Here is a 25,335-nt window from a genome sequence, read left to right as displayed (position 1 = left end):
GGGCGGCAGGATTGGTCACCGCGCAACATCACCCCTTCTCAAACACCCACTGCAACAAGGCATCCTGCGCAGCCTGGCCGAACGGCGCATTGGAGTGATTGATCAGGCACACCACGACATACATTTTCCCCGAAGACGCCTGCACAAAGCCGGCGACCGAACGCACATCGTTGAGCGAGCCGGTTTTGATATGCGCCTGCCCTGCCACGCCTTCGCTGCGCAAGCGTTTGCGCATGGTGCCGTCATAACCGACCAGCGGCATGGAGGCGAGGTATTCCGGCATCACCGGTGAATGAAAAGCTGCCACCAATACCTGACCCAGCGTATTCGGCGCCACGCGCTCATTGCGCGACAGGCCGGCGCCATTTTCGATCACCAGTTCATCCGCGCCGATACCTTTGCCGGACAACCAGTTACGAATCGCGCTTGCTCCGCGTTGGGTGCTGCCGGGCGCCTGCGACATTTGTGCACCGATAGTCAACAGAACCTGGCGCGCCATCACGTTATTGCTGTACTTATTGATATCGCGAATAACTTCCGGGACGGCAGGCGATTGCCACTCAGCGAACATACTTGCAGAAGACGCCACGTTGCCCGGCACAACCTTGCCGGAAATCGTGCCGCCAAGGTCGCTCCACATCTGACGCAGTACGCCACCGAAATATTGCGTCGAGTTCATGCGATAAGGGTGGATATACCAAACCTTCTCGCCGCAGGCTGCTGGATAGCTGCCGTTAAAAGCCGCCGTACCGATACCGACATCGGCTTGGAGCTTGCTCTGCCAATCACCACAGACGGCTTCTTTCGATAACCGCGGCGCGGCCAAGGTATAGCCGGCCAGCGGCGGCTCCATCGTCACGCTGATTTGCCCCGTGACTTCATCGGGAATAAAACGCAAAGCGATCGTTTTGTAATTCAGCAGCAAGGCATCCGGACCGACGTTATAGGGCTTTTGCGGATCACCGTCGAATTGCGCCGGGTCATATACGTTCTCTTCGAATACGCTCCGGTCAAGCACGACGTTGCCACGAATGTCGCGCACGCCCTTGGCACGGATCTGGCGCAGAAACATCCAGAAATTTTCCATCACCAGCTTGGGATCGCCACTGCCTTTGATACTGAGGTCACCCGTCAGAACGCCGCCATTGAGCGAGCCCTCGACATAGGCCTGGGTCTTCCAGTTGAAGGTCGGCCCCAGCAACTCCAGCGCGGCATCGGTCGTGATCAGCTTCATCACCGATGCAGGATTGAAAGCCGTCGCGGCATTGAAGCTGAGCATGGGACGGGCGGCATCGACTTCTTGCACAAAGACGCCGACATTTTTTACGGGGATTTTTGCTTGCTTGAGTGCGGTAGCCACCACGAGCGGCAACTCCTGCGCCGTCGCCGAAGAGATCATTGCCACGCTGCAAACAGCTGTGATGAGAAATGCCAGGGTCCGAAATTCTTTAAAAATCTGCATAACACGCCAATCAGGAAGGAATCGGCATTATATGTCCGTCCATAGGCATATTTATGTGTACATTCCACCGCCCCATTATGGTGAATGGTCGACTTATGTTGTAACCTAGCCATATTGGTTCAATGAGAGTTACGTAACTCATTCATTGTTTGTTACGTCAATGACGTCAAGGCATTGCTGTCCGGCCTTTCAGCGCAACATCAACAATTCCATCCGGCCGCCTATGGATGCCATGAAAACACTCGCTCTTTTTGTTGTCACTGCGCTGGCTGAAATCGTCGGCTGTTACCTGCCCTATCTGTGGCTGAAAAAAGGGGCCACGCCTTGGCTGCTCCTGCCTGCAGCACTCTCTCTGACACTTTTCGCATGGCTGCTCACCCTGCATCCGACGGCCGCCGGCAGAATCTATGCAGCCTATGGCGGCGTCTACGTCTGTGTCGCCGTATTGTGGTTATGGGCTGTTGACGCCGTTAAACCCAGCATCTGGGATATCGTTGGCGCCGCCGTATCGCTGGCAGGCATGGGCATCATCATGTTCGCCCCGCGCTCAACATCCTGATTTTGACCTGATTCCGACCTGACTCTTTATTGCCGCCGAAAAATCTCGCTCACCATGCCCTCACCCAAACCTCGTTCCCGAAACAACCAATCGCGCGGGCGAACGGCATCGTTTTTTTCTTTCAAACGAGCACAACGTGCTTTCGGCGATTCACCATCGCCGGAAGAGCTGATCGGCAAAGGTGTCCGCTTCGTCAAACGCATCTATAAACTGCGCGTCATCGGCTTGTCGATCGGATTTTTCTGCGTCGCTGCGGGCTTTCTCCAAAACCCCGTCGGCTGGCCGCTGTGGGCGCTGCTGATCTTCCACGGCTACATCTGGCCGCATGTCGCCTATCGCGTCGCGCTCAACAGCAAAATTCCCTATCGCACCGAGCGCATGAACCTGGTCGCTGACACCGGCTTCGGCGGATTCTGGATCATCGCCATGCACGGCAATCTGGTGCCGAGCGCAGTCATTCTCGCCATGCTGTCGATGGACAATATTGCTGCAGGCGGCACCAGGTTGTTCCTGCGCGGCTTGCTCGGCAGTGTGTTCGGGGTACTGATCGGCCTGTTGCTGCTTGACTTCCGGTTTGCGCCGGAGGCTGATCTATACACCGTGGTCGCCTGTCTGCCGATGCTGGCGCTTTATCCGCTGGCGCTGGGCAAATCGACCTACGACATGTCGAAAAAACTCGCCGAACGTTCGCGTGAATTTGAAACCGTCAGCCAACGCGACGGCCTCACCGGCCTGCTCAACCGGCGCTATTGGGAGTCGCTGCTGATCGAAGAATTCGCCGCCTGTCACGAGAAAAAACGGAGCTCCTGCCTGCTGCTGCTCGATATCGATCACTTCAAGAACATCAACGATACGCACGGCCATCTGGTCGGCGATGAAGTGCTGAAGAATTTTTCGCAGCTGCTGAAAGACAACCTGCGTACCGATGACCTCATCGGCCGTTATGGCGGCGAAGAATTTGTCGTCATCCTGCAAGACATCAGCCTGCGCGGAGCGGAAATGCTCGCCGCCCGCCTCATTGAAGAAGTGCGCCGGCATCGCAATTCCGAAAACATGCTCTGGGGATGCACCATCAGCGCCGGACTAGTGAGTTTTCACAGCGATATGGAAGCGCACTACTCCTGGCTCCAACGTGCTGATCATGCGATGTATCAGGCCAAGGATCGCGGACGCGATTGCCTGATTGTGGAAAGACGCTGAGCAAATAAAAAGGCCGCCGCGTCATCTTAGGGGAAGACGCAACGGCCTCACAATCAAAGGTGGAACGCCTGACGAGTCAACGGAGTCGATTTATACAAATGCGCACTCCCTCCGGCGTTCCAGCCACCGCCACAGATCGGAGTTTGATCCGCAGCGAACGAGCAAGAAAGCTCGTTAAATTAGCACTGGCAGTACCTCCAGCACTAAAAGCGCAATCAGTGCTCCACCTAGGGCACCGATTCCACGCAATACCGTCCTCACCAATTTCGACGCTACCGGCACTTCGCCAAACAACACCAATCCGGCAAAGGCCATGGGCAAAAAGAACATGAGATTATTCGTGACGATATTTGGCATGATTTTTGTCTCCTACATGTTTTCTTTATGATTTGAGTATAGGCCGCTTACTACATAAAACAAGGACAGTTTCGAGAGGACATGTCCCGCAGTGCACAACCGGCGCGTGATTCGGCCCGGCAGTCACAGCGCTCCAAAGCCTCCAGCTGTTGTTAAATGGCCTTGACCATGCCGAAAGCCCGGGGGTAGAATCCGCCCGTTCTTATTTTTATGGAGTCCCTTTCATGGGCACTTGTTCGAGTGACAGTTGTTGCCGGGAAACGTCCCGGCTCGCCTCGGCAAGATAACGCAGGACTTCTCCCTGCCGTCATCTTGCATGAGCAGATGATGGCATCCGGCATTCGCCGCTTCAGGCGCATGCCCTTACCACCAGACAACACAGACTGACGCGCCGCTATAGCGGGTGCGGCAATGGCGTTTTCGGCCCTTGCCGACTCCGTGGCGCACCTCTACCGGCATTGCGCGCTTAGCATCCCTGCGCATACCGGCAAGAATGCGTTCGCGACCGGCTTTTGCCGGCCGGATCAGCCATGCCGTCAGCAGAACCAGATGTCGACGAAAGGGTCTTCGCAACCTCAACCTGCGGAGTCCTTATGCCCGATTTACCTTCACATTGATCGCCTGTATGTCATCGATATGTCAGGAGGATTCGTTACAGTTTGACGCTTTCTCATTTTCCCCCTTCGATGACTGCACGAACCGGACTGCCGCGCGCTGTCCGGCCCAGTACTGCAAACTGTTGCAAAGAAAAAGAGCTTCATCATGAATCTGGATCTATTGAAAGAAACCTTCGCTAGCTTTGTCCGTGCACGCGGCATGGATCGCCACTTCCGCCGCCTCGGCGTGGACATGTTCCGCAGCTCGCCGACCACCAAGGAAGTCCCGCAAACCGTGGCGCAAAGCCTGGTGAGTGCCTCCCAGACCGACCTGGCCGAACTCCTGAAAAACCTGGGCTCCCGCACCGATGGCCTGACCGAGCAGGAAGCCGACGCCATTCGCGCCGAAGTCGGGCCGAACGAAGTCGAACACGAAAAACCGCTGACCTGGTGGGTCCATCTGTGGCACTGCTACAAGAACCCGTTCAACCTGCTGCTGACCGTGCTCGCCGCCGTCTCGTACTACACCGAAGACATGAAGGCCGCCATCGTGATCGGCACCATGGTGGTCGTGTCGACGCTGATGCGCTTCGTGCAGGAGTCACGTTCCAACACGGCCGCCGACAAGCTCAAGGAAATGGTCAGCAACACCGCGACCGTGATCCGCCACGACATCGTCGCCGACATCGCCGAAGAAGCACAGCGCTACTTCGATGTCACCCTGCATCCCAAGGGCGCCAAGCGCATCGAACTGCCGATCAAGAAACTGGTGCCGGGCGACATTGTGCAGCTGTCTGCCGGCGACATGATCCCTGCTGACCTGCGCCTGATTTCGGCCAAAGACTTGTTCATCAGCCAGGCCGCCATGACCGGCGAATCGCTGCCGGTAGAGAAATTTGCCGAGCATCGCGGCGTCGATGCCAGCAACCCGCTGGAACTGGACAACCTCTGCTTCATGGGTACCAACGTAGTCAGCGGCTCAGCGACTGCCGTCGTCCTGACCACCGGCAAGCGCACCTACTTCGGCGCGCTGGCGGAACGCGTCACCGCCACCGACCGCACCCCGACCGCATTCCAGTCGGGCGTGAACAAGGTCAGCTGGCTGCTGATCCGCTTCATGCTGGTGATGACACCGATCGTGTTCTTCATCAACGGCTTCACCAAGGGAGACTGGGTTGAAGCCTTCCTGTTCGGCCTGTCGATTGCGGTTGGTCTGACGCCGGAAATGCTGCCGATGATCGTCACCTCGACGCTGGCCAAAGGTGCAGTCGCGCTGTCGCGCAAGAAGGTCATCGTCAAGCGCCTCGACGCGATCCAGAACTTCGGCGCGATGGACGTGCTGTGTACCGACAAGACCGGCACGCTGACGCAGGACAAGATCTTCCTGGAACGCCACACCGGTATCCTCGGCGAACCGAACGATGAAGTGCTGCAATACGCCTATCTGAACAGCTACTATCAGACCGGCCTGAAAAATCTGCTCGACGTCGCAGTGCTGGAACACGCCGAATTGCAACGCGAAATGTCGATCGCTTCGGCCTATCGCAAGGTCGATGAAATCCCGTTCGACTTCCAGCGCCGCCGCATGTCGGTGGTCGTCAGCGAACGCGAAGATCACCATGAGCTGATCTGCAAAGGCGCAGTCGAAGAAATCGTCTCGATCTGTACCCATGCACGCAACAACGGTGAGATCGTGCCGTTCACACCGGAGTTGCTCGCCGAGATCAAGGAAACCACTGCCAGCCTCAACTCCGAAGGCTTGCGCGTGGTGGCCGTGGCCGCCAAGGATCTGCCGCCGACCAAGGAAACCTACAGCGTCGCCGATGAATCGGATCTGGTGCTGATCGGTTACATCGCCTTCCTCGATCCACCGAAGGAGTCGACCGAACCTGCGCTGGCTGCCTTGCGCGCTCACGGTGTCACGGTCAAGATCCTGACCGGTGACAATGAGCTGGTCACCGCCAAGATCTGCCGCGAGGTCGGCCTCGAAGTCGAAGGCATGCTGCTCGGTTCACACGTGGAAAAGATGAGCGATGAAGAGTTGTCCGTCGCCGTTGAGAAGACCACCGTCTTCGCCAAGCTCAGCCCGACACACAAAGAACGCATCGTGCGCGTGCTGCACGACAAGGGTCACGTGGTCGGCTTCATGGGCGACGGCATCAATGATGCGCCTGCATTGCGTGCGGCCGACATCGGTATTTCGGTCGATACTGCAGTCGATATTGCTAAAGAAGCCGCCGATCTGATCCTGCTGGAAAAGAGCCTGATGGTACTGGAAGAAGGCGTGCTGGAAGGCCGCAAGACCTTCGCCAACATGCTCAAGTACATCAAGATGACCGCCAGCTCCAACTTCGGCAACGTCTTCTCGGTGCTGGTGGCGAGTGCCTTCCTGCCCTTCCTGCCGATGCTGCCTTTGCATCTGCTGGTGCAGAACCTGCTGTATGACGTCTCGCAGATTTCCATCCCGTTCGACAACGTCGACAAGGAATTCCTTGAGAAGCCGCAACGCTGGAACCCGGGTGAAATTGGCCGCTTCATGGTGTTCTTCGGTCCGATCAGCTCAATCTTTGATATCAGCACCTTTGCGCTGATGTGGTACATCTTCGGCGCCAACTCGCCGGATCATCAAACCCTGTTCCAGTCGGGTTGGTTCATTGAAGGCTTGCTGTCGCAAACACTGATCGTGCACATGATCCGTACCAAGCGCATCCCGTTCCTGCAAAGCCGCGCTTCGTGGCCGCTGATGGGCATGACATTGATCATCATGTGCATCGGGATCATCCTGCCGATGTCGCCGCTGGCGAGCTACTTCAAGCTGCAGGCATTGCCGCTGAGCTACTTCCCCTGGCTGTTGGCGATCCTGATTGCTTACGGCGCGCTGATCCAGCTGATGAAGAAGTGGTATACCAACCGCTACGGCTGGCAATAACCGGTAATAGCCCGCTAAGCCGTTGAGGACGTAAAAAAGGGATGTGTGCAAACACATCCCTTTTTACTTTGTATGGAGCAGATATTGGAACAGGTACGAGTGTTGCTGACGATCAGCTAGTGAGGCTCGCCGCAATATTGATCGACAACCCCAGAATCGCCGCATTGAAGAGAAAGCCGATCACCGAATGCGCCAGCACGGTTTTACGTAAAGCGCGCGTGCCGACACAAACGTCGGAGGTCTGCACCGCTACGCTGATGGTGAATGAGAAGTAGAGAAAGTCCCAATAGTCAGGATTTTTTTCACCGTCGGCAAAACGCAAAGGCGGTTCGGCATCATCGTCTTCGCCGTAGAACAGGCGTGCGTAATGCAAGGTGAATATGGTGCCGATCAAAAACCACGATCCCAACACCGTGCCGCCGGTAAAAACATAGCGCAGCAATTTGTGCTCGCCCAGATGCGATGCACCAGCCAACTCAACGATGATGGCGGCAAGACTGGCAATGGCCGCCACGCACACGATGGCCAGCACCAGTTGTGCACTTTCGTCCTCGGTTTCAGCCAGGCGTTTGACGTCGGCTGCTTTGGCACCCAGCATCATGAACCAGATCGACAGCAGATAACACCAGACCCCGGCGTTCCAGCCGACCAGCAAGCGCGTGATGGTCTCGCCCGCAGGCCACAATATAAAACCCAACGCGCCGATGACGACAGCAACCAGCAGGCGGGGATGAACCTGGACAATATGACGGGCAACGGACATGGTGAGAACGAGTAGTTGAGTTGCCGTCACCTTACCATGACGGTGAGGTGCATTTCTTATCGATACCTTGGCTAGCGCTCAGATGCCATTATGTTCATAAACTTCACATGCATTACCGTCGTCCCAGCGAACGCTGGGATCCAGTGTCGTGGATATGGTTGGACACGACGCTGGATCCTGACTTTCGTCAGGACGACAGACAAGAAGAGTTAATAGATTGCTGCCTTATCGTTTCGGCGCAATGCCTTCTGCTACCTGCTGCGCCTCTTCAAACGATTTGAAGCCGGTGATGGCGAAACGATTGCCGCTGAGCGGAGCCGACACCACCGGCGCGGTCAACACCTCGCCGTTGATCATCACCGCCATGCGCTGACGCAGCAAGACACGCGAAGCCGAACCCATGCGAATCGTGCCGGCAGGCGTCATCTGGATGATGATCACTACCTGCCCGCCAAGATCTTTCTTGGCATTAGCCAGCGCCACGTCTGAATTGTCCAGCAACACCTCGGGCCCGACATAGACGGTCGTGCCGGGATCGTCAAGCAAATTGGCTTTTTGCCAATCAGGACTCTCCGTCAGACTGGCGGCATGGATTTCAAAACGGGTGGATTGCGAATAGCCCGTCGCGCATGCGGCGAGGCCGCTGCACAAGATCGAGACAACGAGAATTTTTTTCACATGAGAAACAACTGCCATCAGAACTCGTGCTCCTTCAAGGCGCGTTCAGCGCGTTGTTTGGCGTTGTCCAGCGCTTCCTGCATGGATCCGAACAAGCCGGCAGGGATATAGGTTTCGGCGATTTCCGGTTCACGCGTCAGACGTACGAAGACTTGTGCTTCAAACACATCTTCTTCTTTTTTCACCGCGTCGAAACGTGCGATATGCGTACCGCTTTGTAGGACTTGCTCCGTCATAAAAACCTCCATCGATGTCGATACAGGGATTGGACAGAGGCACATCCAACTGGTTCTGGATAATTATTTCAAACGGGAAACAGGGAAAGCAGCGATGTAGCGTGAAGCCGCTACAGGTCCGCTTTAACGCCGTGCGGAAAGCGCACCGTAAAGATCGTGCCGCAGTCTTCATCGCCCGAGGTCAGTGTGATCTCGCCGCCATGATCCTTGGCGATATCCCGCACGATCGCCAGACCGAGGCCGCTGCCGGAGATCTTGTCATTGACGCGATAGAAACGGTCGAAGATCAGTTCGCGGTGTTCCGGCGCGATGCCGGGGCCGGAGTCTTCGACGGTCAGCAGCGTCGCATCTTCGTGCTCGCGGCAACTGACGGTCACCGTACTCTGCGGCGGAGAATAACGCACGGCGTTGTCGACCAGGTTATCGATCAGGTCGCGCAACATGAAACGGTCGCCCTTCACCCGTGCCGGCTGCAGATCGAAGCCGAGGTCGATCTGTTTCTTGTCGGCCTGTTCGATGAAATGCTGCACCGATTCTTCCACCAGTTTATCGAGAGAAAGCTCTTCCAGATGCGTCGGCTTGAAGCGGCTCGGCTCGGCCCGTGCCAGCGCCAGCAACTGGTTACTCTGGCGCACCATGCGCTCGACTGACGAGGTCATCAATTCGGTCGAATGCGCCGTTTCCGGTTCGTTGGCGTGACGCTGCTGCAACCACTCCAGTTGCAGGCGCAAACCGGTCAGCGGCGTGCGGATCTGATGCGCCACATTGGCCAGGAAATTCTGCTGCGCCGTAGCTCCCTTGCGGATGTTGTCAAGCAGGCTGTTGATCGCCTTAACCACCGGCGTCAGTTCTTCGGTGGTCTGTTCAACGTTGATCGGCGTCAGGTTATCGCGATTGCGCTGATCCAGATTCTGTTGCAGTTCACGCAGCGGATGCAGACCTTTATTCACCGCCACCAGCACGATGACGATAGAGAATGCCGTGAGCACACCGTCGAGCAGCAGCAGAGAAATCAGAATGACGTAGTGCGTCTGGTTGCGTTTGCGGAAAGTCTCTGCGATGCCGATGTAAATGGGAGTGCGTTCGATGCTCACATACAGAGCGGCAATGCGAACCTGTTCGCCATTCATGACGCCGTCATAGGTCACCGGCTCATTGGGCTCGTCAATCTGGTTGACCGGAGGGAAGTTATGATCGCCGGCCAGTGTTTCGCCGCTGGCGTCGCGCACGACGAAATACATGGTGTCGAAATGATCCGAACGCAGCATCTGCTCGGCTTGCTTGGTCAGCTCCAGCGAGGTCTTGCCGCGCACCCGCTTGATCTGCGAAGTCAGCGCCCAGGCTGCGTCGGTGATACTTTGGTCGAATGCATCCTGTGCCGGCAGCCACGCCAGCCAGTACGTCAGGCCGGCGCCGATCAGATTGACCGCGAGCAGCGGCGCAATCAGCCATTTCAGCAGATTGAATTTAATGCTGTGACGCATGACCTTGCGAGTCGTATTGGAGGCTGGCGACCGGCGCATCAAAATCAGGCGTCGCTTTTTTCCAGCATGTAGCCGAAGCCGCGGATCGTACGAATCGCCACGCCGGAACCGGCGGTCTTGGTGCGAATACGGGAGACATAGACTTCCACCGCATTGAGGGTCACATCTTCACCCCATGGCAACACGGCATCAATGATCTGCTGCTTGGACACCACGCGCGAAGCTTGCTGCATGAGGTATTCCAGCACAGTCCATTCACGGACCGAAAAATCAACTTTTTTGCCATCGATCGTCGCACGTTTGGACGAGGTGTCGAGCGACAGCCCGCCGATGGTGAGCTGAGTCGGCTGCGGGCTGCTGCGACGAATCAGCGCCTTGATGCGTGCGACCAGCTCGGGTGTCGCGAAAGGCTTGACCAGGTAGTCATCAGCACCCAGCTCCAGTCCGTGCACGCGGTCAGGAATCGTATCGCGAGCCGTCAGCAGCAGCACGGGCATGTTACTGCCGCGGGCACGCAACCGGCGCACCACTTCAAAACCATCCAGCCCGGGCAGGCCGATGTCGAGCACCAGTACCGTGGCCGTATAGCGTTGCAACAGCGCATCCGCGTCGGTGCCGTTATTGACCGTATTGACGCTCAGGCCATGCGACTTGAGCATGCGGGACAAACCGTCCGCCAACACCAGATCATCTTCTACCAGCAGAACATTCATATATCAGGACCAGATTGAAAGTAAAACTGCAAACTGTAATAAACAGCGAGAAATCCCCCCTGCCCGGAAGCGGCAAGGCTCCGTATTGTAGCGCTCTGCGGCATGCCTAAATTGCCACTCTATCGGATAGACGGCGCTTTATTTGTGCCATTTTGGCTACAGTCAGCAAATAGTCAGTACTGTGTCAGCACTTCGACAGGCCAGCAATTTAGTCTAGCGCTCATAACTTCGAAATGAGAATCGAAATCATCTACAAAAATAAGCAGACTGTACATCAGTAGAAAAAACGTATCTCATTTCCAGACAAATTTCAGCCAGCCAAACGGGACATCATCCGTCGTAGCCAGCCACTCCATTCTGTGACTAACTTAACGATAACGACCACATGAACCGTCTCACGCCGATCGCTGCCGCGCTTGTCGCGCTGTTTGCAGCTCCAGTCTCCCTGCATGCACAACAAACTTCCACTCCTGCCGCTTCCTCTTCCCTGAAGGAAGTCGTGGTCGAAGGCCAGCGTGATGACTTCAACACCAACAGCACCGCCATCACCAAATTGCCGGCAGATTTGCATGATGTACCGCAATCAGTTGTCGTTGTGAACAAGGCGCTGATGCAATCGCAAGGTGCCAGCTCGCTGTCTGACGCTTTGCGCAATGTCGCCGGCATCACGTTGGGCGGCGCTGAAGGTGGTCAGATTGGCAACAACATCAACCTGAACGGTTTCTCAGCGCGTACGGATATCTATCTGGATGGTTTCCGCGACCGCGGCCAGTACTATCGCGACACCTTCGCCATGGACGAAATCGAAGTCCTGATGGGACCTTCCTCCATGCTGTTCGGTCGCGGTTCAACCGGTGGCGTGATCAACCAGGTCACCAAAAAAGCCAACCTCAAAGAATCGACTGAAGTCTCCGCTTCCGTCACCAGCAACGGCCTGGTGCGCACGACTGTTGACCACAACCAGCCGCTGACCGATACCTCCGCCTTCCGTATTTCGGCGATGGCGCAGGACGGCGCGGCATCGACACGCAACCAGACCAATGTGCAAGACTTCGGTCTGGCAGCCTCGTATGTCAACGGCATCGGCACCTCTACTGAAATCACGCTATCGGCGCTGATCCAGCATAATCACGACCAACCCGATTATGGTCTGCCGCCGCTGAACGGCCATCCGGTCAACGTTGACCGCAATACGTCTTACGGGCTCAACAGCGACCGCACCGATCAGGACGTGGTGTCGTTGAACGCCGGCATCAAACACAAGATCACCCCGGACGTGACCATTCGCAATCAGACCCAATTCAACTGGGTTCATACCAACGCGGTCGAAACCGCGCCGCAAGGCATCGGCACGGTTTCCGGCACAGGCTATACGGCATTGACGGGTGCCGCCAGCAACCTGCCGCTGTCGAGCTTGTTCGTCCGCGCACAAAGCCATGACCGCAACATTCAGGATTACTCGATCTACAACCAGACCGAACTGTCGGCCAAGTTCACCGGTCTGGGCATCAAACATGATTTCCTCGTCGGTCTGGAAGTCGGCCATGATGGTTACGACAATCAGGCTTACTACCGCAACGGTTCCTGCAACGGCGTAGCGCTGACGGATGCGACGACACCGACGAGCGGCTATGCCGACTGTATCTCCGTCGTCAACCCGACCTACAGCGCCGCCGGCGCCAACGTCGTCAGCCAGGCAGGCAATCGTCAGGGTGGCAGCGCCAACACCATCGCGACCTACTTCAACGACACGATGGAGCTGAGCAAACAGTTCAAGCTGGTCGGTGGCTTGCGTTTTGACCGATATGTCGCCAGCATCACCAACTCGCTGAACTCTGGCAATACGCCTGCCGCTGCAAAGAATACCGCGCTGGCCAGCGCCAATCAGACCGTCAACTTCCTCAGCGTGCGCGCCGGCGGTATCTGGCAGCCGACTGCGGCACAGTCTTACTACCTGTCTTACGGCACGTCGTTTAATCCGTCGCTGGAACAGCTGACTGGTACTGCGGGCCAGACCAATCTCGATCCTGAGAAAAACAAATCCTATGAGCTGGGCGGCAAGTGGGATCTGGCGGAAAACCTGTCGACCAATGCCGCGATCTTCCAGATCAAGAAAGAAAACGCACGCAGCCAGGTCAGCACCGGCGTATATGAACTGCAAGGCACCGTCCGCGTCAAGGGCGCACGTTTGGGCGCTACCGGCCGCATCAACAAGCAATGGCAAGTCGCTGCCGGCTACACCTATCTGGATGCGCAAGTGATCAGCGCCTCCGCATTGGACAACACACTGGGCAAGATTCCCGTCAACACACCGAAGCACACGCTGACGACCTGGACTACCTACGACGTCATGCCGCATTGGCAAGTTGGCGGTGGTGCGACTTACATGTCACAACGCTATGCCACGGCGACCAATACCGTACAAGTCGGCGGCTATACTCGCTGGGACGCCACCGTCGCCTATACGGAAAAACAATACGATATTCGTTTCAACCTGTTCAACCTGACCAACAAAATGTATTACGATGCGCTGATCCAGTCCGACGGCGGGCGCTCGGTGCCAGGCACCGGCCGTACCGGCATGATTTCGGTCAACTATCGTATGTAACTGAAGTAGGAAGAAATCCATCCATGCTCATCGCCATTCCCAAGCTGCTCGACGCGCAACAACTCAACGCTGTACGTCAGCTACTGGATCAGGCGGGACCGGCATGGGTGGATGGACGAGTAACGGCTGGCTATCAAGGCGCCGCCGTCAAGTACAACCAGCAAATCGATGAACGCTCGGACGTTGCCGTGCAATGCCAGCGCATCATCCTCTCCGCACTCGAACGCAATCCGCGCTTCATCAGCGCCGCCTTGCCGAACATGGTGTATCCGCCGATGTTCAATCGCTACAGTGAGGGCATGACCTTCGGCGCGCATGTCGACGGCAGTGTCCGCATCGACCCGCATACCGGACGCAAACTGCGTACCGATATTTCCGCTACGCTGTTTTTGTCAGATCCGTCCAGCTACGATGGCGGCGAGTTGCAAATCCACGATACCTATGGCGTTCATTCTGCCAAGCTGGAAGCCGGCGACGTACTCGTCTATCCTGCCACGAGCTTGCATCAGGTAACACCGGTTACGCGCGGTGTGCGCACGGCTTGTTTTTTCTGGGTGCAAAGTCTGGTGCGCGACGATGGCCAGCGCAGCATGCTGTTCGACATGGACAATGCGATTCAGACGCTCAACCAGACCAATGCTGATGATATCGCACGACGCACCTTGGTCGGCTGCTATCACAACCTGTTGCGCCAATGGAGCGATACTTAATCGCAGGCCAATCGTTCAATTGAACTCAGTTGAAATACTGCGCATCCATCCGGCGAAACACCAGCGCCGACAACAAGGTCACCACGCCGACGCAAACGAAGGTCAGCGTAAATGTCCACTCCCTCGCCCACGCCACGCCGTCGAGTCCGCTCAGCATCGATCCGGCAATGGTGACCCCCAAACCCAGCGCCAGCATCTGCACCATTGAGAACAGACTGTTGCCGCTGCCGGCATCTTTGCTGTTGAGACCCTTGAGCGTCACACTGTTCATCGCTGCGAACTGCATCGAGTTGCTCACACCGAAAACCGCCAGCTGCAAGATGCCAATCCAGATCGGCCACGTCGGTGTGATCAATGCGAACGAGACAATAGAGCCGCCAACAAGAATCGTGTTCACCAGCAAGAAGTTTTCGTAGCCGAAGCGACGCACCAGCGGCGCAATCCAAGGCTTGGCGATAGTGCCGGAAATTGCCGCCGGCAGCAGCACCAGGCCGGCATGCAAAGGTGAAAAGCCGAGCTTGACCTGGAGCAGCAGAGGCAGCAAGAACGGCACGGCCGATGAACCGATACGGCACACCAGATTGCCGATCAGACCGACACTGAAATTGGGTTCGTTGAACAAACCCAGACGAAACAAGGGTTGCTCGTCGCGGCGCGCATGCAGCACATACAGCCACACCGTCAGCACCGACACGCCCAACAATCCGGCACTCCACCATTCGCGATATTCGGTCATAGGCACATCCAGCGCCAACGAAAACGTCACCATGCAAGTCGACAGCAGCCCGCAGCCAAGCAAATCAAAACGCGGCGGCGAAGTGATTTCTTCAGCGGGCAGGAAGTGATGCACGGCAAACATGCCGATCACGCCCACCGGCACATTAATCAGAAAAATCCAATGCCAGCCGATGGTCTGCGATAGCCAGCCTCCCGTCACCGGACCCACCACCGGGCCAAGCTGCCCTGCAATCGAGATGAAAGCCAGCGCAGAAATATACTGCGCCCCCGGCACGCTGCGCAGTACTGCCAGGCGACCGATCGGCAACAGCATGGAACCGCCGACACCCTGCACCACACGCGCCAGCAACAGCTGCGGCAAGGAGTGGGCATTGGCGCACAGCAGCGAGCCGAGCACAAATATCAGAATAGCGAGGAAGTAGACGCGGCGCGTGCCGAAGCGATCCGCCAGCCAACCTGAAGCCGGTGTCAGCGACGCCATCGTGAGCGTATAAGAAACCACCACCGGGTGCATCGCCAGCACCGGCTCGCCGAGACTGGCGGCCATGGACGGCAATGCGGTGTTGACGATGGTGGTGTCCAGCGTCTGCATGAAAAAGCCCGATGCAACAATCCACAACAGGGCTTTTTGAGAACGGGAAGAAGTAAGAGGCATGGAGAAGAATTTTATCGTCCCTGCCCGGGGCCTGCACAACTATCCGGAGATTTACTGTCAGCAGGCCCGGAAAGGCACCATCAGAATGCGGCAGGACGCCATTTCAGCAAACGCTTTTCCAGCGAGGTCAGCAGATAGTCCGCCAACAGTGCCACCACCGCCAACACGATCATCGCTGCAAACACACCGCTGGCGTTGAACGCACCTTGCGCTGTGGAGATCAGCAGACCGATACCCTGCTTGGAACCAAGGAACTCACCCACCACGGCGCCGACGAGCGCGAAGCCGAAGCTCACATGCAAGCTCGCCAGAATCCAGCTCAGTGCCGATGGAATTACCACCGCCATCGTCACCTGCCGACGCGAAGCGCCAAGGATCTGCGCATTGGCAATCATGTAACGGTCGGCTTCACGCACACCCTGGAAGGCATTGCCGAACACCACGAAGAACACCATCACCACCGCCAGCGCCACCTTGGACGCCATACCCAGGCCCAGCGCAATGACGAAGATGGAGCCCAGCACCACACGTGGAATCGAGTTGGCGATCTGGATGTACAGGCTGAACACGTCCGACATCAGCTTGTTGCGACCCAGCGCGATGCCGGCAATGATGCCCGCGACGGAGCCGATCAGGAAGCCCAGCACGGTTTCTTCCAGCGTCACCATGACCTGCACCCACAAGGGACCTTGCGAGGTGCCTTCCATGATCCAGTCATAAATCTGGATGACGATCAGCGAAGGCTGCGAGAAGAAGAAGGGATCGATCCATTGCATCGTGGCGGACAGTTCCCAGCCGCCGAGGATGATGACCAGAATCGCCAGGCGCAGCGAAATCACCAGCCAGTAGCGTTGTTTGATCTTGCGTTGCGCCTCGCGCTCGACTTCCGCGATTGCCTCCGGGCTCATGGCCCGGCTTGTATTTACTTGTGTCATGTTACTCACCTGTCTATTCATTGATCTGGTGTAAGGAGCAGAAGATGCTGCGTTATCTGATGCCGGAATTATTTATTTAATTTGTACTTCTTCGCGCAGATCCGACCAGATTTTTCTGGAGATGTCGATGAAGCGCTGCTCATAGCGCACTTCTTCCATCACGCGTGGACGCGGCAGATCGATCTGGTAAGTGCTCTTCAACGTCGCCGGACGCGCGGTCAGCACATAGACCTTGTCGGCCAGCGCAATCGCTTCTTCCAGATCGTGGGTGACGAACACCACCGAGCCGGAATGCGCCGACCACAGTTGCAGCAGCTCGTCTTGCATCAAGGTGCGGGTCTGCATGTCGAGTGCGCTGAACGGTTCATCCATCAGCAGGATTTCAGGGCTGTTGATGAAGGTCTGTGCCAGCGCCACACGCTTGCGCATACCACCCGACAATTGATGCGGATAGTGGTCGCCGAACTTGTCGAGACCGACGCGGCGGATCCATTCGTTGGCCAGTTCATAGGCCTGATCCTTTGGCTTGCCGCGGAACAGCGGGCCGGCGGCGACGTTGTCGCGCACGCTGCGCCATGGGAACACGGCGTCATTCTGAAACACGAAACCGATGCGCGGGTCGATGCCGTTGACCGGCTCGCCCATCACGCGCACTTCGCCGATGGTCGGTTTCAGCAGGCCGGTGATCAGGCTCAGCGTCGTGGACTTGCCGCAACCGGTCGGACCCACCACGGCGACGAACTCGCCGCGGGCGACGCTCATGGAAAAATCGCGCAAGGCAACGGTGACATTGCCGTCAGCAGTGATGAAGCGGCACGAGACGTTATCCAGCTCGATGGCCGGCGTGTCGAGTTTTGCTGCTGTAGCTGGCTTGGCGGTGGCAGTTTGGTTCATGGAGGACTCTTTCATCGTAATAACGTCAATTGCTGCAGAATTTCTGCGTGCTGCGTACGAGCGCTCCCTTCGTATCCGTCCGGCTGAACGGATACGTCGGTTCGCATCATTGTTGAAACGGTTTTCTTAAGTCTCGCTCAAGCTATTTTTTCAAGCCGCTTACTTAACCAGATTCACAAACTCGTTGGTGTAGGTCTTGGACAAATCGATGTGCTTGCCCTTGACGTTCGGGTTGAAGCCCGACAGCACCGACAGCACTGTCTCAGGACCGCCAACCGGCATCTTGCCGTCAGCCGAGTACATCGGCAGCGAGTTTTCCAGCGCCTGAACGTACAAGGCCTTGTTGTTGCCGTAGTAGTCCTTGGGCATCTTGTCGGCGATCTCGGTGGCACTATGCGTCTTGATGAACTTCAGCGTCTTGACGAAAGCACGCGCCAGCTTGGCAGCGTCATCCTTGTGACCGTTCAGCCAGTTGCGTTGCACATACAGACTGGATGCCGGATACAAACCGCCCAGCGCCTTGACGGTGCCTTCCACCGAACGCATGTCGACCAGCACCTTGGCTTCGCCGGTCTTGAGCATTTGCGACACGGTCGGCTCGGTCGTCATACCTGCATCGATACGGCCTTGCTTCATCGCGGCGATGAAGGTGTTGTCGGCGCCGACCGGCAGCACCGAGTACTCCTTGGACGTGATGCCGTAACGCGACGCCAGATACTGGGTCAGGAAGTTGGTTGACGAACCAAGACCGGTCACGCCCAGTGTCTTGCCTTTGACATCGCCCATGTTTTTGATCGATGCGGAAGCCTTGGTCGAGACCAGTTCCACTTCGCCCGGCACCTGGCCGAAGATCACGATGGCCGTGATTTCCTTGCCCTTGCTTTGCAGGTCGATGGAGTGATCGTAGAAACCGACCACAGCCTGGACGGCGCCTGCCAGCAATTCATTCTCGGCATCAACGCCGGCCGGTTGCGATTGCAACTCGACATCCAGGCCTTCTTCCTTGAAATAACCGAGTTGCTCCGCCAGTTTGGCCGGCAGATAAACCATCTTGGTGATACCGCCGACCATGATGGTGATCTTGCCTGCCGCAGATGCCGTACCCGGCAAAGCCATCATCGTGGTACCGGCAACGGCCAGTGAAATCAGTGTGCGGCGAATGTTCTTGTTCATGAAGTCTCCCTGTTGGTATTGGTATGCGTAATGCAAATTCGGTCCGAAGCCCTACTTCACCTGATTAACGAATTCGTTGGTATAGGTCTTCGACAAGTCAATTTTCTTGCCCTTGATGTTGGGATTGAACCCCGCCATGACCTTGAGCACCACCTCGGCGCCTTCAGGCGGCATTTTGCCATCCGGCGAATACATCGGCAGCGAAGCCTTCAGCGCCTGCACATACAGCTTCTTGTTGCCGCCGTAGTAGTCTGCCGGCATCTTGTCGGCGATCTCTTCCGCGCTGTGGGTCTGGATGTACTTAAGCGTATTCACAAAAGCACGCGCCAGCTTGGTGGCTTCGGCCTTGTGCGTCTGCAACCAGGCGCGCTGCACGTAGACGGCCGATGCAGGATACAAGCCACCCAACGCAGCGCGCGTGCCCTCGGCACTGTTCATGTCGACCAGCACCTTGGCTTCGCCGCTGGCCAGCAGCATGGACGTGGTCGGCTCGGTCGTCCAGACGACATCCACACGCTTTTGCTTGAGCGCCGCGATCAGCGTGTTGCCTGCACCAACCGGCAACATCGAGTAATCACTGGTCTTGAGGCCGTTGCGGCTGGCGAGATATTGCGCCAGGAAGCTGGAAGAAGAACCCAGGCCGGTCACGCCAAGAGTACGGCCCTTGAGATCGGCCATGCTGCGGATCTGAGAGGCCAGATCGCTGCGTACCATCTCCATGCCGCCCGGCACCACCAGCAATTGGGTGATGGACTGCACTTCCTTGCCTTTGCTCTGCAGATCGATGGAGTGATCGTAGTAGCCGACCACGGCCTGCACGGCGCCGGCCAGCAATTCATTCTCGGCATCGACACCGGCTTGCTGCGATTGCAGTTCGACGTCCAGGCCTTCCGCCTTGAAGTAACCGAGGTTTTCCGCCAGTTTTGGCGGGAGGTAGATCAGCTTGTTGATGCCGCCGACCATGATGGTGATCTTGTCCGCGGCCTGCGCTGTCGGCACTGCGACTACATTGACCAGCAGGGCAGCCGCGACGGCTGCGGATACGCCGGTGGCGCGGGTCAATACGTTGGCAAACACGTTGAAGCGTTGACGCATTATGATGTCTCCTGATGAGGATCCGGACGGCGGATTCGTATCCGCTCAGCCGAGTCTGCTTATTATTAATATACTTGGCGGTATTCTAAGAACCGCAAACCTTCATCCAGCTTTCCAAATTTGCTGTTTCTTCCCCGCAGTGCAACAAAAATATAGGTCTTTTGCATGAAATTGCTGCTGATTGAAGACAACCCGCCTTTGGCGCATTGGCTCACGCAGATACTCAAAGAGAACAAATTCAGTGTCGACGTCGCCAGCGACGGCGAAATGGCCGACCACGTCCTGCACACCGAGAACTACGACGTCGTGCTGCTTGATCTGATGCTGCCAAAAATGAGTGGAAAGAATGTCTTGCGCCGCCTGCGCGAGCGGCACAATTCGGTGCCGGTGATGATCCTCACCGCCAGCGGCTCCATCGACGAGAAGGTCGAATGCCTCGGCGCCGGCGCCGACGACTATCTGGTCAAACCTTTTGAAGTACGCGAGCTGGTGGCCCGCATCAAGGTCCTGATCCGCCGCCAGACACCCGACAAAGCGGCCGAAATTCATTGCGGCGACCTCAGCTACGACAGCAACACGCGCCAGTTCGCCATTGCCGGCAAAACACTGGCACTGCCTGCGCGCGAACACGATGTGCTCGAAATCCTCATGCTCAAGCAAGGCAAGACCGTCTCCAAGAATGCGCTGGTCAGCGGCATTTTCAACCTGTCTGAAGAACCCAGCGCCGACGCTATCGAGATCTATATCTCGCGCCTGCGCAAGAAACTGGAGCCTTCGCAAGCCGCCATCATGACGCTGCGCGGCCTCGGTTATCTGCTCAAACAAAAAGATGATAGTTAGCCTGCGCCTGCGGCTGCTGCTCTGGTTGCTGATCCCCCTGACTGTCTATGTCGGCATCAGCACCAACTACACCTACGATAGTGCAGTCGCCAGCGCCAACCTGATCCAGGATCGCGCACTGGTTGCTTCGGCGCGCATGATCGCGGGCCAGGTCACTTGGGTGGATGGCGCCCCGACCGTCAACATCCCGCCCGCAGCGCTGGAAATGTTTGCCTCGCCCAGTCACGACGAGGTCTATTACCAAGTGTTGATGGACGATGAAACCCTGCTGGCCGGCCGCCCCGACTTCCCGGTCGATGTCGACTTTTCGCTGATTGCGCCCGCCTACGCCACCACCTATTTCAACAACCAGCCGCTGCGCGTGGTCAGCTACGTCCGTGCGCTCTACGACAACGGCACGCTGCGCATGGTCGCCGTGTCCGTCGGACAGACCATGCGCGGCCATCAGGAATTGCTGGACGAACTCTGGCGCCCTGCCCTGCATCGCCAGATCATCATGCTGCTGCTGGCCATCGCACTGGTCGTGGTCGGCCTGACCATGGAACTGCGTCCCATCCTGCGCGTCAAGGATGAACTCGCCACACGCGAGCCGAACTCGCTCACGCCATTGCGCGCCGGAGAGCTGCAGATGGAATTGCGCCCCATCGTCGAAGCCATCAACCAGTACATCCAGCGCCTCAACACGCAGGTCGCCGTACAGAAACGCTTCATCGCCGACGCCGCACATCAATTGCGGACACCGCTGACCATCATCGATTCACAGATCCAGTTCGCACGCCAAATTGAAGACCCGCAGCGTCTGGCCCAAGTGCTGCAAGCCTTGCAAGACAGCAGCCGCAGCATGACCGACCTGACCAACAAGCTGCTGCAACTGTCGCAGGCGGAAGCCTCCAACAGCACCGCCTTCCCGCGCCATCCAATCGAACTGGTGGCATTGACGGCCACGGTATTGGAAGAACTGGTCAGCCTGGCGCAGCGCAAACACATCGACCTCGGCATGGAAGCCGGCGTCGATGAAGCCTGGGCTATGGGCAGCCAGGCGCTGTTCTCCGGCATGCTGATGAACCTGATCGACAACGCGCTGCGCTATACGCCGGAGCACGGCAAAGTGACAGTGGGCGTAGCCATGGAAAACGCCGGAGAAGACAAATCGGAAGTAGTGATCACCGTCGCCGACAACGGCCCCGGCATCCCCGCTGAAGCACGCGAACGCGTGTTCGAACGGTTCTACCGCAACGCTGCACCCGACCAGCATGGCGCGGGACTCGGCATGGCGATTGTGAAAGAGATCGTGCTGGCGTCGCAGGGCACGATTGTGCTGGGGACGAATGCGGAAGGTAAAGGTCTGAGAGTGACGGTCAGATTGCCTGCTTCATCCGTTGCCGGTGCAGGTAATGCGCAGGCGTAAAATCCGCCCAACAAAAATCGTCAACGGAAACGAAAAAAGCCAGCGCGAACGCTGGCTTTTTTTAATTCTGGTGGAAAGTGCAAGTTTCGAACTTGCGACCCCTGCAGTGTGAATGCAGTGCTCTACCCCTGAGCTAACCTTCCATTTTGCTGTCGCCACCGCCGAATAAGCTTGGTGTGAAGCGGCCCGAATTATGACACAGAATTGACTTGCCGGGCAAGCCGCTTGTTATTTTGTGCAATTATTTCCAAACAATTTACGCTGGCGGCGCTTCTTCCGGGACTTTGCGCCAGACGCAGGTGCCTTTGACTTCTTTGTCCAGCGTGTTCAGCACGGTTTCGTGCAGACCCAGTTCTTCGTCGCTGGCGGCCACTACGATCACGTCGGCCAGTGACGCCAGTTCAAGCACAGGACTGCCGTCTTCATTGTCGCCACCGTCGGCGAGATCCATGGTCAGGCTGTTCTGGCCGCGTGTCATGGCCAGATAGACTTCCGCCAGCAGGGCCGCATCAAGCAAGCCGCCGTGCAGGGTACGGTGCGCGTTGGAGATGCCGTAGCGGTCGCACAAGGCGTCCAGCGAGTTGCGACGGCCTGGATGCTGCTCCTTGGCCATCTGCAGCGAGTCGACGATGTTGTCGACGTGTTCCTTGAACGGCGCAAGGCCCAGCAGCTTGAACTCGGCATCGAGGAAGCCGACGTCAAAGGGGGCGTTGTGGATGATGATTTCGGCGCCGCGCACGTAGTCACGGAACTCGTCGGCGATCTCGGCGAACTTCGGTTTGTCGCTGAGGAACTCGGTGGTCAATCCGTGCACCGCCAGCGCGCCTTCGTCGGAATCGCGCTCAGGGTTGATGTAGAAATGCAGGTTGTTGCCGGTGAGCTGGCGGTTCAGCATTTCGACGCAACCGATTTCAATGACGCGGTCGCCGGTGCGCGGGTTCAGGCCGGTGGTTTCCGTATCGAGAATAATTTGTCGCATGGTGTGCTCCTGAAGTGCTTCAGCGTATCGTGTCTACGCCGCGATTGGCGAGCTGGTCAGCGCGTTCGTTGCCGGGATGGCCGGCGTGCCCCTTGACCCAGCGCCATTCGATCTTGTGCTCCGCCTGCGCGGCGTCGAGCGCCTGCCACAGGTCGACGTTCTTGACCGGTTCGCGCGAGGCGGTTTTCCAGCCGCGTGCTTTCCAGCCATGAATCCACTCGCTGATGCCCTTTTGTACGTACTGGCTGTCAGTGTAGACGGTTACGTCGCAGCGGCGATTCAAGGCGCCCAGCGCTTCAATGACGGCTTTGAGCTCCATGCGGTTGTTGGTGGTGTTGTTTTCGCCGCCGCACAATTCTTTCTCGCGACCACCGGCGATCAGCAAGGCGCCCCAGCCGCCTTTGCCAGGATTGCCCTTGCAGGCGCCGTCGGCATAGATCTCTACTTTGTCCATCTCTGCGTTGTCCATCTGTTCTTTGCTCATGTTCATTTCTTCAGTTGCTTGGTTGTTGCTTAATCTTTGTTCACTGCGCGGACATCATCGACAATCCGCGAAGGCGGCATTCTATTCTTTATGGATGCGATGAACCCTGTTCGTGGCAGGCACACCCTTCGGAACCTTCACTTTTTGCTTGCTCCAGGCCGGCCCGATCAGGCGCATGCCTTTGACCCGCTTGATCGCCTGCACGATATAAACCGCGCCGAAATACGGCCACCAGCGATCACCGGCTTTTTCCATGAAGTTGAAACGGTCGAGCCATTTTTGTGTGGCACAAGGCGGCGCATAGCAGCCGAAGTGACCGCGATTGACTTCCATGTTGAGCAGCTTGAGCCAGTCCTTCAGGCGCGGCAGGCGAATGAACTCGCCATCCTGCGGCAGAAAATGTGCACCGGTCAGACGCCCCCCGGCCTGGCGCGCACCCCACAAGCTGGTGGGGTTGAATCCGCAGATGATGACCTGCCCTTCAGGAATCAGCACACGCTCGACTTCACGTAAGACTTGATGCGGCTCGGCGCTGAATTCCAATACGTGCGGCAAGACCACCAGGTCGAGACTTTGCGTGGCGAACGGCAATTCGGAAAAATCGTGCGCCACCACCATCGGGATCTCGCGTCCTTCTTGCGATTCGGTGGGCAGGCAGTTGTCGGTAAGCCAGCGATACGGCATGCGGTTGGCCTGCAGCGCACTGATTTGCGGCATGCCGATCTGCACCGCGTTAAAGCCGAAGATGTCCGCCGTCAGCGCGTCCAGATGCTTTTGCTCCCAGGCGCGGACGTAATTGCCCATCGGTGTATGCAGCCAGGCGTCGAGGGCTATAATCGACTTGTCCAGATCCGTATCGATCCCAGCCATTACGCGAGCCCTCTTCCGACCATGTCAGTACAGCCAGCCACTAGCTTAGCCATCCCGAACGCATCATTGAATGTGTTAACTGTTCCCGCATTTGACGATAATTACCTCTGGTTGATTCATGACGGCGTACATGCTGCGGTAGTCGACCCCGGCGATGCGGCGCCGGTCATTGCGGCGCTCGAAGCGCATGGTCTGACGCTGGTCGCTATTCTACTGACACATCATCATGCTGACCATGTCGGCGGTGTTCCCGGCTTGTTGCAGCATACACAAGTTCCGGTCTACGGCCCCGCCGGTGAAGCGATTCCGACGATTACCCAAGCTTTGTGGGAAGACGACCTGGTCCATCTGGCAGACCTGTCTCTGGATCTGAAGGTCATTGACGTACCCGGTCATACCAAGGGCCACATCGCTTACTATGCCGCTCGCCAGGGCTGGCTGTTCTGCGGTGACACGTTGTTTGCCGGAGGCTGCGGACGCCTGTTTGAAGGCACCGCCGCACAAATGGTGGCGTCCCTGTCCAAGCTGACTGCCTTGCCGGGCGACACCAAGGTGTATTGCGCCCACGAATATACCTTGTCCAACCTGCGCTTTGCCCGCGAGATCGAGCCGGGCAACGAGGTATTGACGGTTCGCATCGACGCCGAGCAGGCCAAACGCGCCCGCCACGAACCGACCGTGCCGTCAACTATTGCACTGGAGATACAGACCAACCCTTTCCTCCGGTACAAGGAACAAGCTGTTGTCACACGTCTTCAGGAAGCAGGTCGCTTACCAGCTGCGGCTGCGATGTCACAAATTGATCCGGTGGAAACATTTGCGGCCCTGCGCGAATGGAAGAATAGCTACAAATAGGCCCGGATAACACCCTTTTCGGACAAATACCAAACGAATCAAGGGCTTAAGCTTTGTAACATTAGTCAATTTTTACTTGACGAGTGAAAAGGGGCTTACGTACACTCCGTTAAT

The 25,335-nt window shown here is 57.3% G+C and carries 23 protein-coding genes and 1 tRNA gene; 8 read left to right on the top strand and 16 right to left on the bottom strand.

The window, feature by feature from the left end; all coding sequences use genetic code 11:
• Nucleotides 1–28 precede the first annotated feature (28 nt).
• On the bottom strand, nucleotides 29–1,462 hold the full coding sequence (gene dacB, locus hmeg3_RS07160; RefSeq protein ID WP_094563129.1) for a D-alanyl-D-alanine carboxypeptidase/D-alanyl-D-alanine-endopeptidase: 1,434 nt from the start codon (nucleotides 1,460–1,462) through the stop codon (nucleotides 29–31).
• Nucleotides 1,463–1,685: 223 nt separating this feature from the next.
• On the opposite strand from dacB, the gene hmeg3_RS07155 reads away from it, so the two are divergent.
• The gene (locus hmeg3_RS07155) at nucleotides 1,686–2,021 is read left to right on the top strand and encodes a YnfA family protein (protein ID WP_094563128.1); all 336 of its coding nucleotides are present in this window, start codon (nucleotides 1,686–1,688) and stop codon (nucleotides 2,019–2,021) included.
• A gap of 54 nt (nucleotides 2,022–2,075) precedes the next feature.
• Nucleotides 2,076–3,221 (top strand): diguanylate cyclase, encoded by a 1,146-nt coding sequence (locus hmeg3_RS07150; RefSeq protein ID WP_094563127.1) that lies wholly within the window; start codon nucleotides 2,076–2,078, stop codon nucleotides 3,219–3,221.
• Nucleotides 3,222–3,395: 174 nt separating this feature from the next.
• Here hmeg3_RS07150 and hmeg3_RS07145 read toward each other — a convergent pair whose 3' ends face one another.
• Nucleotides 3,396–3,578, bottom strand: coding sequence for a hypothetical protein (locus hmeg3_RS07145; RefSeq protein ID WP_094563126.1), 183 nt, complete (start codon nucleotides 3,576–3,578; stop codon nucleotides 3,396–3,398).
• 762 nt (nucleotides 3,579–4,340) lie between these two features.
• On the opposite strand from hmeg3_RS07145, the gene mgtA reads away from it, so the two are divergent.
• A complete protein-coding gene (gene mgtA, locus hmeg3_RS07140) occupies nucleotides 4,341–7,103 on the top strand; it encodes a magnesium-translocating P-type ATPase (protein ID WP_094563125.1) in 2,763 nt (920 codons plus the stop codon).
• A gap of 112 nt (nucleotides 7,104–7,215) precedes the next feature.
• On the opposite strand, the gene hmeg3_RS07135 is transcribed toward mgtA, so the two are convergent.
• The 5 genes from hmeg3_RS07135 to hmeg3_RS07115 form a co-directional block, all read right to left on the bottom strand.
• Nucleotides 7,216–7,866 carry a DUF1345 domain-containing protein gene (locus hmeg3_RS07135; protein WP_094563124.1) on the bottom strand — a complete coding sequence of 217 codons (651 nt, stop codon included), beginning with the start codon at nucleotides 7,864–7,866 and terminating at the stop codon, nucleotides 7,216–7,218.
• A 225-nt stretch (nucleotides 7,867–8,091) separates the two neighbouring features.
• A complete protein-coding gene (locus hmeg3_RS07130) occupies nucleotides 8,092–8,562 on the bottom strand; it encodes a hypothetical protein (protein WP_094563123.1) in 471 nt (156 codons plus the stop codon).
• Nucleotides 8,562–8,780 carry a hypothetical protein gene (locus hmeg3_RS07125; protein ID WP_094563122.1) on the bottom strand — a complete coding sequence of 73 codons (219 nt, stop codon included), beginning with the start codon at nucleotides 8,778–8,780 and terminating at the stop codon, nucleotides 8,562–8,564. The genes hmeg3_RS07130 and hmeg3_RS07125 overlap by 1 nt, the downstream gene beginning before the upstream one ends.
• A 110-nt stretch (nucleotides 8,781–8,890) precedes the next feature.
• The gene (locus hmeg3_RS07120; RefSeq protein ID WP_094566186.1) at nucleotides 8,891–10,264 is read right to left on the bottom strand and encodes a sensor histidine kinase; all 1,374 of its coding nucleotides are present in this window, start codon (nucleotides 10,262–10,264) and stop codon (nucleotides 8,891–8,893) included.
• Between the two features lie 44 nt (nucleotides 10,265–10,308).
• Entirely contained in the window at nucleotides 10,309–10,977 is a 669-nt protein-coding gene (locus hmeg3_RS07115; protein WP_007880395.1) for a response regulator transcription factor, read from the bottom strand.
• Between the two features lie 385 nt (nucleotides 10,978–11,362).
• Here hmeg3_RS07115 and hmeg3_RS07110 point away from each other — a divergent pair, with 385 nt between their 5' ends.
• On the top strand, nucleotides 11,363–13,585 hold the full coding sequence (locus hmeg3_RS07110; protein ID WP_094563121.1) for a TonB-dependent siderophore receptor: 2,223 nt from the start codon (nucleotides 11,363–11,365) through the stop codon (nucleotides 13,583–13,585).
• 23 nt (nucleotides 13,586–13,608) lie between these two features.
• Nucleotides 13,609–14,295: a Fe2+-dependent dioxygenase gene (locus hmeg3_RS07105; RefSeq protein WP_094563120.1), complete on the top strand. Its 687-nt coding sequence runs from the start codon at nucleotides 13,609–13,611 to the stop codon at nucleotides 14,293–14,295.
• A gap of 25 nt (nucleotides 14,296–14,320) precedes the next feature.
• On the opposite strand, the gene mdtD is transcribed toward hmeg3_RS07105, so the two are convergent.
• The 5 genes from mdtD to hmeg3_RS07080 all read right to left on the bottom strand — a co-directional run bounded on the left by mdtD (nucleotide 14,321) and on the right by hmeg3_RS07080 (nucleotide 19,785).
• Nucleotides 14,321–15,688 (bottom strand): multidrug transporter subunit MdtD, encoded by a 1,368-nt coding sequence (mdtD, locus tag hmeg3_RS07100; protein ID WP_094563119.1) that lies wholly within the window; start codon nucleotides 15,686–15,688, stop codon nucleotides 14,321–14,323.
• An 80-nt stretch (nucleotides 15,689–15,768) separates the two neighbouring features.
• On the bottom strand, nucleotides 15,769–16,623 hold the full coding sequence (locus hmeg3_RS07095; protein WP_094563118.1) for an ABC transporter permease: 855 nt from the start codon (nucleotides 16,621–16,623) through the stop codon (nucleotides 15,769–15,771).
• Nucleotides 16,624–16,695: 72 nt separating this feature from the next.
• A complete protein-coding gene (locus hmeg3_RS07090; protein ID WP_094563117.1) occupies nucleotides 16,696–17,517 on the bottom strand; it encodes an ABC transporter ATP-binding protein in 822 nt (273 codons plus the stop codon).
• A gap of 159 nt (nucleotides 17,518–17,676) precedes the next feature.
• Nucleotides 17,677–18,690 (bottom strand): ABC transporter substrate-binding protein, encoded by a 1,014-nt coding sequence (locus hmeg3_RS07085; protein WP_094563116.1) that lies wholly within the window; start codon nucleotides 18,688–18,690, stop codon nucleotides 17,677–17,679.
• 51 nt (nucleotides 18,691–18,741) lie between these two features.
• Nucleotides 18,742–19,785 (bottom strand): ABC transporter substrate-binding protein, encoded by a 1,044-nt coding sequence (locus hmeg3_RS07080; RefSeq protein ID WP_094563115.1) that lies wholly within the window; start codon nucleotides 19,783–19,785, stop codon nucleotides 18,742–18,744.
• 165 nt (nucleotides 19,786–19,950) lie between these two features.
• Between hmeg3_RS07080 and hmeg3_RS07075 the strand changes: the two genes are divergently transcribed.
• Both hmeg3_RS07075 and hmeg3_RS07070 read left to right on the top strand, forming a co-directional pair.
• Nucleotides 19,951–20,625, top strand: coding sequence for a response regulator (locus hmeg3_RS07075; protein WP_094563114.1), 675 nt, complete (start codon nucleotides 19,951–19,953; stop codon nucleotides 20,623–20,625).
• A complete protein-coding gene (locus tag hmeg3_RS07070; protein WP_094563113.1) occupies nucleotides 20,615–22,033 on the top strand; it encodes a sensor histidine kinase in 1,419 nt (472 codons plus the stop codon). Before hmeg3_RS07075 ends, hmeg3_RS07070 begins: the two co-directional genes overlap by 11 nt.
• Nucleotides 22,034–22,101: 68 nt before the next feature.
• Here hmeg3_RS07070 and hmeg3_RS07065 read toward each other — a convergent pair.
• The 4 genes from hmeg3_RS07065 to hmeg3_RS07050 form a co-directional block, all read right to left on the bottom strand.
• Nucleotides 22,102–22,176: transfer RNA gene (locus tag hmeg3_RS07065), tRNA-Val, on the bottom strand.
• A gap of 113 nt (nucleotides 22,177–22,289) precedes the next feature.
• The gene (dnaQ, locus tag hmeg3_RS07060) at nucleotides 22,290–23,012 is read right to left on the bottom strand and encodes a DNA polymerase III subunit epsilon (RefSeq protein WP_094563112.1); all 723 of its coding nucleotides are present in this window, start codon (nucleotides 23,010–23,012) and stop codon (nucleotides 22,290–22,292) included.
• Nucleotides 23,013–23,031: 19 nt separating this feature from the next.
• A complete protein-coding gene (gene rnhA, locus hmeg3_RS07055; protein ID WP_094566185.1) occupies nucleotides 23,032–23,466 on the bottom strand; it encodes a ribonuclease HI in 435 nt (144 codons plus the stop codon).
• Between the two features lie 111 nt (nucleotides 23,467–23,577).
• Nucleotides 23,578–24,366 carry a class I SAM-dependent methyltransferase gene (locus hmeg3_RS07050; protein ID WP_094563111.1) on the bottom strand — a complete coding sequence of 263 codons (789 nt, stop codon included), beginning with the start codon at nucleotides 24,364–24,366 and terminating at the stop codon, nucleotides 23,578–23,580.
• A 21-nt stretch (nucleotides 24,367–24,387) separates the two neighbouring features.
• On the opposite strand from hmeg3_RS07050, the gene gloB reads away from it, so the two are divergent.
• On the top strand, nucleotides 24,388–25,221 hold the full coding sequence (gene gloB / locus hmeg3_RS07045; RefSeq protein ID WP_369828861.1) for a hydroxyacylglutathione hydrolase: 834 nt from the start codon (nucleotides 24,388–24,390) through the stop codon (nucleotides 25,219–25,221).
• The last annotated feature ends 114 nt before the right edge of the window (nucleotides 25,222–25,335 follow it).

Source organism: Herbaspirillum sp. meg3, from assembly GCF_002257565.1.
In the GTDB taxonomy this organism is placed as follows: domain Bacteria; phylum Pseudomonadota; class Gammaproteobacteria; order Burkholderiales; family Burkholderiaceae_D; genus Herbaspirillum.
Note: the sequence above shows the minus strand (reverse complement) of the source record. Positions and strands in the feature narration are given on the sequence as shown.